Here is an 11,966-nt window from a genome sequence, read left to right on the forward strand (position 1 = left end):
GACCATTGTCGATGGTAAAAATAACTGTATTCTCAGCGTAGGTCATTAGCTAATTAATTAATAACTAATGATTAAAGTTCTAAACCACCTTTTTGCAGCTTCTTAAACGGATCTAAGATAAAGTCAATAACCCGACGCTGGCGGATAATGACCTCTGCGGTTGCTGTTTGACCAGCTGCTAAGGGGATGGGTCTGTTGGCAATTTGGATATTAGGATTATCTAGAGTAATATCCAACTCATAAGTTTCTATGTTGCTTTGGCTGCCTTGGTTATTAGTTTGAACTTTCGAGTTAGGTGAAATCCAACTAACGCGCCCTTCCACAATTCCATAATCTTGGAATGGATAAGCATCAAACTTGATTTTAACTGGCATTCCCACCTTCAAGAAACCACTTTGTTCGCTGGGCATTTGTGCCTTGAGGATCAAAGGAGTATTGGTAGGCGCAATTTGGGCAAGCATCTGTCCTGGTTCGACTACAGACCCAGGTTTTTGAATGGGTAACTCAAAAACTGTACCATCAATAGGCGATCGCACTACTCGTTGGTGTAACTGGTACTTAATAGATGCAATCTGACTTCCGGTTTGAGCAACTTCCGATTGTAGAGATGTAATTTGTGATTGCACATCTTTGAGTTGCTCCTGATTTTTGAGCACCGCCAGTTTACCTGATTGAACCACGCTCTGATAGCTGCTTTGTTGCTCTTGTAGGCGCAGTTTGGCTTGCTCAATCTCTGACTGGGCTTGACTCATAATCGCCTGATAATTGCCGAACTGCTCTTGTAGGCGCAACTGAGCTTGTTTGATATTGCCTTTGGCTTCTTCCAACGAACTCAGGCTTTCTTCTGCTGTCTTTTCTAGTTCCACAACTTTGGTTTGGGCAATTGCACCTTGCTTCAAAAGATCACGATAGCGTTTGACTTCTGCTGCATCTCTGCTCAAACGACTGTTAGCTAACTTTTGAGCAATTTGGGTGGAATTGATATTCTGCCTAGCCTGTTCCACTAAAGCCTGTTTTTCCATTCTTTGTAAGAGATAAGCACTCTTTCTCGCATCTAGGTTTTGCTGTGCTTGATTAACTTGAGCGATTTTTTCCAATTGTTGGGATTGATTTTGTTGCTCTTGAATGTTAATAGTCAGGATAATTTGGTTTTTGAGTAGATCTAGTTGCGATCGCCGATTTATTAATCCTTCCAGCTTTGCTTGCGTCTGTTGCAGTTCTGAGCGCAGAACATCAGATTCCAGTTCAACTAAAACCTGTCCTGCTTTGACAGTTGTGCCTGGTTTGACATTAACAGTAGTAACACTACCAGTAACTGGACTATCCAATCTTTGGGTTGCTCCATTGGGTTCCATACGTCCTCTAGCATTTCCTGTCTCATCAACTTTGGAAAGCATCGACCAAGGTAAGACGATCGCAGCAAAGCTAATCAGTAAATACAACATGGAGCGCGTCCAGGCTTTTGGCAAAGCATCTAGCAGTTCCTCTGTGCCATAAAACCAATCATTGCTCTGAGTTGTTTTCTGTGTCCGGGGATGAACAACGGTACTCGTCGCGTCCTCAAACAGGAGATACTCATCCTGCTTTGGTGTGGGGGGCGCGTATGATGAATTGTGAGATATATGTGGCATAAGTGATTTAAAACTCCAGATTCAATAAGGGTCAAGGGTCAAGAGTCAAGAGTCAAGAGTCAAGGGTCAAGAGTGAATGGCACTAAGAAAAGCTCTAAGCTTTGCCCTAACTGGTTCCTAGCCTGGAGGCTAGGAAACCATTTTCGGAGGCTCCGCCTCCAGTGGCTTGAGCAGAGGCAGCAGCCCTCTCGGAATACATTCCCAGCCTGGAGGCTGGGAACGAGGCGACACAAAGGGTCAAGAGTCAAGGGTCAAGGGTCAAGGGTTAAGGGTCAAGAGTCAAGGGTCAAGAGTCAAGAGTCAAGGGTCAAGGGTCAATATTTTGACTTTGGACTTTTGACTCTTGACTTCCCGAAACGAAGTGGAGGGGTCTTAAGCTGTTTGAGCCAGTTGTTGTTGGTTGAGATAGAAGTAATGACCTCTTTTGGTGATTAATTCATCGTGAGTACCACTTTCGACTAATACACCGCGATCTAAAACCAAAATCAAGTCAGCATGACGCACTGTGGAGAGGCGATGAGCAATGATCAGGCTTGTGCGTCCTTGGAGAATTTTTTTGAGGTTGTTCTGAATAATTCGCTCAGATTCGGCGTCTAGATGACTGGTTGCTTCATCTAAAACTAAGAATGAGGCATTTCCTAGCAAAGCACGAGCGATCGCCAGCCGTTGGCGTTGTCCACCAGATAACATACCCCCACCTTCACCAATTTGGGTTTCGTAACCCATTGGCATTTGTTTAATAAAGTCATCTGCTCCTGCTAAACGCGCCGCTTCAATAACCTCTTCTAGAGTGGCTTCTGGGTGAGCAATGCTAATGTTTTCACGAATCGTACCGCCAAACAAAAAGGTATCTTGGTCTACAACACCAATTTGAGAACGCAGCGATCGCAAGGAAATATTAGTCACATCTTGACCATCAATCAACACTTTTCCGTCTGTCGGCGGATATAGACCCAAAATCAATTTGGATAAGGTGGTTTTACCAGAACCACTACGCCCCACAACTGCTACTGTTTGCTCAGCTTTGATTTCAAAACTAAGATTTTCTAACACGTTAATATCACTTTCTGGGTGATAGCGAAAAGTCACATTATCAAAGTGAACTTGACCCCTTAAATTTAGTAAAGACTGGCGGGGTTGATATTGTAAATCTTCTTCAGGTTCAGCTTCCAAAACGTCATTAATCCGCTCTGTGGAAATAATCACTTCCTGCAATTGATTCCACAACACTACAAGCCTTTGGAAAGGACGAATTACGTTGCCTAACAACATATTGAATGCAACTAATTGTCCAATTGTCAGTTGGTTTTGAATTACCAACCATGCCCCAAACCAAAGTAATCCTGTAGTTACTAGCGTTTCGATCCCGGAACTAAAGACTTGCAGTTGGTTACTAATTATCTGTCCGCTAAAGGTTTTTTTAATGACATTATTCAGCAGTTCTTCCCAATGCCAACGTACTGTCTGCTCAATTGCCATAGAGCGAATTGAGCGAATTCCCGTGAGGGATTGAATCAGATAACTGTTCTCTGCGGCTGCGGCACTAAAAACTTCGCGGCTGATGCGGCGCAAGAAAGGTGTGGCGACTAATGCTAAAAGCACAAAAGGCGGCACGATCGCTAAGCTGAACAATGCCATCTGCCAACTGTACCAAAACATCAGCCCCACATAGATAAACACTGTCAGCAAATCCAAAATGATTGACAGTGCTTCTCCAGTTAAAAAGCGCTGAATTTTCTGATTTTCTTGAACGCGAGAGACAATATCGCCGACGTAACGCGACTCAAAGAAGGCTAGAGGTAAGCGGAAGGTATGTTTGATAAAACCTACCAACAGCGCGACGCTAATGCGGTTAGCTGTGTGATCCAGCAGATATTGCCGTAGTCCGTTGATGGCGACGCGGAACAACCCAAAAATCAGCAATCCTAAACCTACAGCGTTTAAAGTCAAGGTGCTACCTTGTACAACCACACGATCTAATAGCAACTGGGTAAATAGAGGTGTAACCAGTCCAAACACCTGAATCAACACCGAAGCCATAAACACTTCTAGCAGCACTTGTGAGTGAGGTTTGACTAAATCAAAAAACTGCCAGAATGGTGTGATCGCTTCCTGGTTTTCTTTGAGCATGGCTGTGGGTTGCAATAGCAACGCATAACCAGTCCAACCAGTTTTGAATTCACTGTGAGTAAGGGTACGTTGACCAATGGCGGGATCGCCAACAATCACCTGCTTTTTACCGATTTCATAGACAACTATGTAGTGCTTACCTTCCCAGTGAGCGATCGCTGGTAAGGATTGTTGTGCTAATTTATCAAGGCTGGCTTTCACAGGACGGGTAGTAAAGCCAATAGTTTCTGCGGCTGCTGTTAAACCCCGCATTGATGCCCCGCTGCGATTGATATTGGCGATATCCCGCAGGCGGTTGATACTAGAGCGCTTACCCCAATAGCGACAAATCATCACCAAACACGCGGCTCCACAGTCTGAGGAACTTTGTTGTTCAAAGAAGGGATACCGTTTGGTTAGGCGTCCCCACCAATGCCTCGCTGTCACCGTTGGGCTGGGAAAGTAGGCTCGTTGGATCTTTTGCTTTGGTGTTGGATCGGGATCTGGCTGTGGAATTGGGTATTGGGTATTGGGTGTTGAGTATTGGGAAGCGCCTTTCTCTTCCCCAGTCCCCAGCGATGCACCGAGCTTGTCGGAGTGTCCCCAGTCCCCAGTCTCTAACCGCCGTTCCTGAAAGTCTATCAGCTCTGCTAATTGCGGCCAGTGTTGTTGTGCTGTCTGCCAATTAGCATTCCTCAAACTGTAAGCGATCGCTGGTTGTGTTACCTGTAAAGTTCCTTGTTTTGGGTTTACATAGATGTTTCCTGGTGTCAATCTTTGCCCGTCAGAATGTGATATTTCTCCGAGACGCAGCAGCCAAAGCTTAGTATCTTTGGTAAGTTTGGCATTTAGGGAACCACTCTCTAAAGTGTGTCGCTCAAATAGGGATAGTGCTTTGAAAATCTCTTCTACAGATGTGTTACGTGGAATCAGAGAGTGTTGGGAACAAAACAGCAGCAAATCCCAAAGTTCTGCGCGTGCTAAAAGGCGATCGCGGATGCTCTGGGATGTGCGAATTACCCCTTGCAGCGCTTCTTGGTTAACATGACAAAGCTTTAAGTTTGCCGAAGCTCTAGCAACATAAGGACTAAATTCCTCTTGTGGAAATAAAGTCAGCTCGCCAAATGATGCTCCAGGTAAGAGGGTGGTGATTAAGTTATTAGAGCTATCCAGTAGTCTAACTTTACCTGTAAGGATGATATAAATTCCTGGCTCGGCTGTAGCTGCTTGCCAAAACTGCCTTGCCACTGCTGGTTCGACGATTTCCAGCGCTCTGAGACACCTGTCAAGTTCCTCGTCTGACAGCGACTCACCCAAGGTTTGGGTGAGTTGTTCAGCTAACTGTTGCTGGGAAAACGCTGATGGCATTTTCTTACCTCCAAAACTGTATTAGTTATTGGTCTGAATCAGATTGAATGACCAATGCAAACTAGGTTCGGAGTTAGATTGCAAGTCGCCGATTGTAATACCAGCATCCTTATTCTGTTGATCAGTTTCTTGCTGGTTAGTGTTTTTGCGCTTGGTGGAAAGTCCCATTTGCTTGAGCAAGCGATTAACATGGCGATCGCTAATTTCAATGCCAAATTCGTTTGCTAAATGTTTGCTTAACCATTGAGCTGTCCAGTAACCAAATGCATAGCCATATTCACGCGGACTATGGCTGACCAATTCTTTCAGCCGTTCAATATATTCATTATTTACAGTTTTTGGTCTACCGATGGGCCGCTCATTCCATTTGTGCGCCAGACCCGCTTCTGCTATACCAATCCAGTATCGCGCCATCTCTTGGGAACAACCGATGATTTCACAAATTTGGGTTTGAGATTTACCCATATCCGCCAGCAACATAATTTCAATCCGCCGGCGATATTCTGGCTGCAAATTGGCTTGCAAGTTCTTCAACAATGCTTTTCGCTGAAAAGGCGTTAAAAACTTGCTTTCTTGCGTATCATAGCTTTCAAAGGCTTGATCTTGACTGGAATATTCTGTCATAATTTTTACCAGTTGCCGTCAATTGCAAAATGTGGGCAAATGTGTCCATTGCAACTGTTTTTTAAATTCTGAAATATCAGGATTCACAGTTGCAAAATTTATTAGTGCTAGGACGTTAATCAGGATTTACGTGATGTGCAACTAACACTAGTTTTTAACCTCTTAAACTTTTAAAACAGTAAGAAGTACTCCCGTGTTAGTTCACATTGTGATCCCTCAATATCCGACGTTAATTGGCTTCGTCTAGAACACAGAGGTAATCAAAAAGTCTAAAGGACATCATGCGATTTTTTATTTTGTCCATCCAGCAAAAGTTTTGTTAAAAACTGCACTTCTAAATTGCGAGAGTATCTAGTTCGCAAACAGCAGCAAGCTCTAACAAAATATGCATAAAACATAGCTATTATGTCCCTAAATAATCAGCAGTCACTGGTAAAACACTTAGCATCAGTGAACTACTCACTGGTTAATCTGTTGAAGGAGGCAGGAGGCAGGAGGCAGGAGGCAGAAGGTTTTTTTTCACTTATAGGATTCAAACCCCTCCTGAAAAAGAGCCACCAAATCGAAAATTTGGAGGGGGTCTTAAACCCTTGCTCCCTCTGGTCGCGGCAGTCTTGCTGAGGGCAGTTTTCCTCCTGCCTCCTGCCCTCTGCCTCCTGCCTTCTTTGATAAATCTAATGGACTTTGTACCAAGTCTGGTGCATAAATAGTAGTATTATTTGAGACTATTTATACCTGGTTAACGATAGCAGGAAAATAATATATAGCCTGATAGTGACTCTTATTTTGAAGATTTTACTGAACTCTATAATACAGGTTCATAGGTCAACATCCCAGTATTTAGGCAGGTTAAAATCTAATTACTAGAAAGAGGTTCAAACCTGTTCCAAAAGCTGGAACCTAGAAGCAGCGAAGGTCAGGTATGAGTACAGCAAATCTAATTTTGACAGTAGCCTAACATTAACTATATTTTCATCAGCACCAGAGTGATAAATCTGAAATTCTCTAAGAAGAGAAGTTCAACGAACAAGTGACAGTCTCTCACCCTTTATCTTAATCCACTGTTATCTAAAAATTTTCCTACATCTAGACAATATATTTTCCTAAAAAGTAAAAATCTTCATTGAATTTTAATAATGACTTTATCAAAAACAAATGAATTAATCCGGACTTAAAAGTAATTGCTTAGTTATTCAATTAACTGTTAACACAATAATTGCTAGGTTGAAAAATTTTGTTATATCAAATAACAGAATACTAACCTTATTTTTTAACTATTATTATTTGTTAAAAAACACAACATGTCTTGTGAATATTTAGCTAATTTACATCTATCCATAGTAGTAAAGCTATGGCTTTGTAAACATCTGACGTATTTTCTATATCCGTATCTATCTTTAGCTCGACTTTATAGAAAGTCGGCGGTAAACTCCATCCCTAGGTGTCTGTAGAGGGATAGCCGCCCGCCGACTTGGGGCATTGGGCATTGGTAACTCTTCCCCATTCTCCATGTCCAGAAACTACACCCACAAGGGGATGGAGTTTTTTATTTAAGGGGAAAAAGATCGCGTATCTAATGTAACGAAGTCGAAGTTAGTCTGTGCACCATTTGATTTGAAACGTATTTCTAGAAGTTGTCCTGGAGAAACGGTGCGGGGACTCACGTAGGTAAGGGTTAACCTCTCAAATTTGCCTGGATCTGGAAGCCGGATATTATTCTGATTGGCAGAAGCTAGGACAGTCCCACCAGCACGTAACTCAACAGTAAACCCTGGAAAGGTTATAAAATCTCGTCTTCGCCCCACGGATACACCCAAGGTGTATACCGTGTTAGGAGCTAGTGCAGTTGGAATTGTTTGAAATACAGTGCCACCATTGCTATAGAGTGTTTGAACTCCGTCAAATGCCGAATCAAATGATATGGAAGAAGGTCTGAATACTCCGGGATTGCCAGTATTAATCACTGACCATCCCGTTATGTCTGCAATATTGAACGAACCTGGAGAAAGAGTAGGAGATTCAAAACTAGGATTGCTGATCGCAATTGGTTCAGCACGAGCTAAAGGCATATTCACTGTGACTAAAGCGATGAATGCGGCTCCGACAGCATGGGGAAACAAATTCTGGATTTGCATGAAATACGCCTCTAAATGTTGATCTGTAAACAGTTCAGTCTGCTTGATTGATTTAGATAAACCTTTATCTATCAAGTTATTAAACGCTTTTTTGATGTACAAAAACATTTAATTTTAATATACAATATTAATATTTAGTAAGTATTGCTTATATGCTGTGCTCAGCGAAAAAACATATTTGAGGCGTCCAGTCCTGTTCAATGGCTAATATCGTCGTTTCAGGATTAGTACGTTTGCCCTTTCCCAAGGACTGGATACGCCCTTGTTTCCTTTCTCTGTATAATTCCGAGGTTTTCTTATGGAAATAGAACTTTCAAGTCTAACGTTTACCAACAAGGCTGACATTGCCCCCCGGTCAGGGACTGAGCAAATAATTAATACAGGCATCGCTAACACCCTTGCTGGCAGCGACATAATCACTGGCACTGGCGGTACTGGCATCTAAACGACGGCACACTCCCTTTCGGTGAGTGAGAGGCTTCTTTTTGTTTGAGCTAAATTGGACTATATCTGTCCAGAAAACCGCCGAATACAACTCCAACGGACAGTTCTACGAAACATCAGATAGGGTATTGGGTATGACACCTTCAAACTATCGCGCCGATGGCGCTCATCCAGATATACACTCCGCTGTCGGCGAATGCTCTTTGGGATCGATTCTCGTTGCCAAAAGCGATCGCGGGATTTGTGCCATTCTTCTGGGTGACAATCCAGAGGTACTGACACGCGATTTGCAAGACCGATTCCCACAGGCTAATTTAATCGGCGGGGACACCGAGTTTGAGCAGATTGTCTCGAAAGTTGTGGGCTTTGTCGAAGCGCCGGCATTGGGGCTGGACTTGCCTCTTGATGTCCGGGGTACTGCTTTCCAGCAGCGCGTGTGGCAAGCTTTGCAGAAGATTCCAGTCGGCTCGACGGTGAGCTATACTGACATCGCCAAGTGCATCGGTTTGCCAAAATCAGTGCGGGCGATCGCCCAGGCCTGCGGTGCAAACGCCTTAGCAGTGGCGATCCCTTGCCATCGGGTTGTGCGTCATGACGGGGCATTGTCGGGCTATCGATGGGGCGTCGAACGCAAACGCACTCTTATCGAACGGGAAGCACGGACATAAAATATATTTTTTGCCTGGTAATGACAAAAATAATCTCCTTAATCATCAGGAAATGACTGAAGACAAATTGTAGTCACAAGTGGAAACTAAATCAGGAACCATAACCTCTGGGGACTCCAGAGGTTTTTTTCTTAACTGCGATCGCCTCGGCGGGGCTTAGCCCATCGTACATCGATACACTTGCTCAATGACTTTCTCTGTTGCTGCCATTGGTCTTGGTGTACCCCAATCAATGGTAATATTACATCATAATTTGACGTGTCAAATTATTTCACCTGCTCAAAGTTATGATGATGAAGTGGGATTATTATTTGAAGTTACAGCCCGCGATGGCAAATTAGATACTAATTAGAAGCAAACGATTGTACTACTTTGTGAATGGCTGTTTTTAGTTCTTTTTCACATCACGAGCCATATTAATGTAGTAATCTTCAATTTTGGCATTAGAACGACGCCGGTTAGTTGTCGCAGTTGTAGGAGTAGTATACTGAGCCTTTTCGCTCAACTGTTTAGCCGAAGTTTGCTTTATACCCTGTGCCTCATCAGATTCCAAAAAATAACCAGGTTTTGTGAATCCGAATACTTTAGCAAAGAAGCCAAAGAAATTTCTAGCAAAATTAGAAAAAATGTTCAAAATAACCGAGAAAAAGCCTTCCACTCGAATGAAAGAATTGCGAAGAATTTGAGTTATACGAAGCATAGCGACCTCTACAATTACCTTTTATCTGGATGACCTAATTCCATGATAATATGCAGTACTTCCAATATTCTTAGGACTTACGCAACTGGCACACAAGGCTTCTGGTATAAGAGTCAAGGGTCAAGGGTCAAGGGGAGCCACTGCGCCCTTGCGGCTCTTTTGACTTAAAGCAAGTGGCGTTCAAGAATCAAGGTTTTTTGGACTTTTGACCTTTGACTCTGGACAACCTCTGGCGTTAAAAATATGACACTTGCGTAAGTCCTGATTATGTGTTGCAAGAAACGAAAATTTCAACAATATTTCTGGCGTTGCGCTCTAGTAGTCCTTCTAGCATTGACTGTAGGTGGATGGAGTGTGGAGGAAGCACACGCACTGCTGCGTCAACACCATGATTTTCCAGATGTATTGCGTTATCACTCGCAAGTATCTATCAAAGATGAAAAAGGATATGCTTGGCAAGTTCTGCTGTTCAAACAAAATTACAATAGTCCAGTCAAAGACTTACGGTTGCGCTTGGTTGCTTTTCCTGGTGTAGTTGAAATTGCTCACCCTCAACCATTGCTCATTGAGACAGCAGAAAGAAACTTGCTGAGTGCATCGGATGCATACGCTTTAACTGCACCCGCGCCGAATGTGGGCGAATATAAATTAACTGATGTCTTACCTAAATTGACAACAACTGATGCGCTTAAACTTTATGTGCCAGTTTCTTTTAGACAGCCATTGGTTCTGAATATACCCAACACTGTAGTAACTGAGTGGCAATGGTTAGTGACAGAAATAGATTGACAAAATGGGCTATTTGAGAACTGTCAATCTATGCGCTAATCTATAAATAGTATCCACTCTGAGGTTTAATAAAAGAGAATTCGATATAATTAAGTTACCAGAGATTGCCTCTAAAATATTAATTACACCTCCACAGATATTTTCACCTTTTGCCGTTGACTAGTTGCAACTAACCACTTACCGCCTGAAGGCGCTAAAGTTATGCCACGACGTGTAGGCTTCACTGAATAATTATCAATTAATCCCAAATCCATCTGTGACAACACTGTCGCCAATACCAGTTTCATTTCAAACATGGCAAACGCCATACCAATACAGCGACGATTACCACCACCAAAAGGTAAATATTCATACTGTGAATATTGGCGTTCTAAAAAGCGCTCTGGCTTAAACTGCTTCGGCTCTGGATATAAATCTGGGCGATGATGAGTTAAATATATACAAGGTGATAGCAATGTCCCTGGTTGAAATTCATCGCCCATGATTTTTATTGGTGACTTGACAATGCGAGGTATGCCAAGCATTATGATTGGGTAAATGCGTAGTGTCTCTTGGCATACCGCTGTTAGATAGGGCAAGCGAGAAACTTCATTCCAATCTGGATTCTCACTAACATTATCTAACTCAGCTAGTAGCTTTTCCCGTACTTCTGGCAGACGGTGAATCCAGTATAAAGCCCATGTCATGCCTGAAGCCGTAGTTTCGTGACCGGCGACTAACAAAGTCATCAATTCATCGCGCAACTCCACATCCGTCATCGGCTCACCATTTTCATCGTGTGCTGACATCATCAACGAAAGAATATCACTCCGAGATGGATTAGGATGATCTCTGCGTTCTTGGATTTCGGTGTAAATGAGTTGGTCTATTTGTTGCATTTGACGCAAAAATTTTCCCCAAGGACTCCACGTACCCCAATCTACTTGTAGTGCGGGAAAAAACGTTATGGAAGCACGCAAGGGAGAACCAGATAAATCAAGCACGGAACTTAAAAGTTCTTGCAACTGTGCAAAACGTTCTCCTTCATGTAGACCAAATACAGCTTGTAAAATCACTTTGAGAGAGATTTCTTGCATAGAGTCACGAACAGAAAAAGGCTCCCCAATTTTCCAACTGTTAATGACTTGATTGGTGATATCAGCAATAACTTGGCCGTAGGCTTTCATTCGTTCGCCATGAAAAGGCGGCGTCAACAACCGTCGCTGACGTTGGTGAGATGCGCCAGACAACAATATCAACGAATTCTCTCCCAACAAAGGTTGTAAAATTTGGCTTGACCCTCTAGCATCTAACTGCTCTAGTTGAGCTGTAAAAATCTCCTGAATAGCTTGAGGATTACTAAACAATACCATTGGCTTATTGCTAGTCAGCCATAACATAAAACAGTCGCCATGCGCTCTTGCAGACGTTTCCAGTAGTTCCAAAGGGTTGAAAATCCACTGAAGCAACTGGATAAACTTGGGATTTTGTGGACTATCTGGAAGTTTCATGATCAGCA

The 11,966-nt window shown here is 42.9% G+C and carries 10 protein-coding genes; 4 read left to right on the top strand and 6 right to left on the bottom strand.

Annotated features, from left to right (window positions below):
• Positions 1–71: 71 nt before the first annotated feature.
• The 4 genes from IQ246_RS00095 to IQ246_RS00110 form a co-directional block, all read right to left on the bottom strand.
• Entirely contained in the window at positions 72–1,631 is a 1,560-nt protein-coding gene (locus IQ246_RS00095; RefSeq protein WP_193998938.1) for an HlyD family efflux transporter periplasmic adaptor subunit, read from the bottom strand.
• Between the two features lie 372 nt (positions 1,632–2,003).
• A complete protein-coding gene (locus IQ246_RS00100; RefSeq protein WP_193998940.1) occupies positions 2,004–5,108 on the bottom strand; it encodes a peptidase domain-containing ABC transporter in 3,105 nt (1,034 codons plus the stop codon).
• A gap of 21 nt (positions 5,109–5,129) precedes the next feature.
• The gene (locus tag IQ246_RS00105; protein WP_193998942.1) at positions 5,130–5,732 is read right to left on the bottom strand and encodes a helix-turn-helix domain-containing protein; all 603 of its coding nucleotides are present in this window, start codon (positions 5,730–5,732) and stop codon (positions 5,130–5,132) included.
• A gap of 1,550 nt (positions 5,733–7,282) precedes the next feature.
• Positions 7,283–7,867, bottom strand: a complete 585-nt coding sequence (locus tag IQ246_RS00110; protein WP_193998944.1) for a hypothetical protein — start codon at positions 7,865–7,867, stop codon at positions 7,283–7,285.
• Between the two features lie 298 nt (positions 7,868–8,165).
• Between IQ246_RS00110 and IQ246_RS00115 the strand changes: the two genes are divergently transcribed.
• From IQ246_RS00115 to IQ246_RS00125, 3 genes are all read left to right on the top strand, one after another.
• On the top strand, positions 8,166–8,312 hold the full coding sequence (locus IQ246_RS00115) for a hypothetical protein (protein ID WP_193998946.1): 147 nt from the start codon (positions 8,166–8,168) through the stop codon (positions 8,310–8,312).
• 40 nt (positions 8,313–8,352) lie between these two features.
• A complete protein-coding gene (locus IQ246_RS00120; protein WP_244141885.1) occupies positions 8,353–8,979 on the top strand; it encodes a methylated-DNA--[protein]-cysteine S-methyltransferase in 627 nt (208 codons plus the stop codon).
• Between the two features lie 187 nt (positions 8,980–9,166).
• Complete coding sequence (locus tag IQ246_RS00125; RefSeq protein WP_193998948.1) at positions 9,167–9,331, top strand: hypothetical protein; 165 nt, start codon at positions 9,167–9,169, stop codon at positions 9,329–9,331.
• Between the two features lie 36 nt (positions 9,332–9,367).
• Here IQ246_RS00125 and IQ246_RS00130 read toward each other — a convergent pair whose 3' ends face one another.
• Positions 9,368–9,679 (bottom strand): threonine dehydratase, encoded by a 312-nt coding sequence (locus IQ246_RS00130; RefSeq protein WP_193998950.1) that lies wholly within the window; start codon positions 9,677–9,679, stop codon positions 9,368–9,370.
• A 354-nt stretch (positions 9,680–10,033) separates the two neighbouring features.
• Between IQ246_RS00130 and IQ246_RS00135 the strand changes: the two genes are divergently transcribed.
• Complete coding sequence (locus IQ246_RS00135; protein WP_370588444.1) at positions 10,034–10,468, top strand: DUF3122 domain-containing protein; 435 nt, start codon at positions 10,034–10,036, stop codon at positions 10,466–10,468.
• Between the two features lie 122 nt (positions 10,469–10,590).
• Here the strand turns inward: IQ246_RS00135 and IQ246_RS00140 are convergent, their stop codons facing one another.
• Positions 10,591–11,958: a cytochrome P450 gene (locus tag IQ246_RS00140; protein WP_193998954.1), complete on the bottom strand. Its 1,368-nt coding sequence runs from the start codon at positions 11,956–11,958 to the stop codon at positions 10,591–10,593.
• Positions 11,959–11,966 lie beyond the last annotated feature (8 nt).

Source organism: aff. Roholtiella sp. LEGE 12411 (genome assembly GCF_015206995.1).
Lineage (GTDB): Bacteria > Cyanobacteriota > Cyanobacteriia > Cyanobacteriales > Nostocaceae > Komarekiella.

Excerpts from the sequence above, each read along its gene's own strand:
- IQ246_RS00140 (WP_193998954.1), bottom strand. The coding sequence starts at position 11,958 with ATGAAACTTCCAGATAGTCCACAAAATCCCAAGTTTATCCAGTTGCTT.
- IQ246_RS00100 (WP_193998940.1), bottom strand. The coding sequence starts at position 5,108 with ATGCCATCAGCGTTTTCCCAGCAACAGTTAGCTGAACAACTCACCCAA.
- IQ246_RS00125 (WP_193998948.1), top strand. The coding sequence starts at position 9,167 with ATGACTTTCTCTGTTGCTGCCATTGGTCTTGGTGTACCCCAATCAATG.
- IQ246_RS00110 (WP_193998944.1), bottom strand. The coding sequence starts at position 7,867 with ATGCAAATCCAGAATTTGTTTCCCCATGCTGTCGGAGCCGCATTCATC.
- IQ246_RS00130 (WP_193998950.1), bottom strand. The coding sequence starts at position 9,679 with ATGCTTCGTATAACTCAAATTCTTCGCAATTCTTTCATTCGAGTGGAA.
- IQ246_RS00105 (WP_193998942.1), bottom strand. The coding sequence starts at position 5,732 with ATGACAGAATATTCCAGTCAAGATCAAGCCTTTGAAAGCTATGATACG.
- IQ246_RS00115 (WP_193998946.1), top strand. The coding sequence starts at position 8,166 with ATGGAAATAGAACTTTCAAGTCTAACGTTTACCAACAAGGCTGACATT.
- IQ246_RS00095 (WP_193998938.1), bottom strand. The coding sequence starts at position 1,631 with ATGCCACATATATCTCACAATTCATCATACGCGCCCCCCACACCAAAG.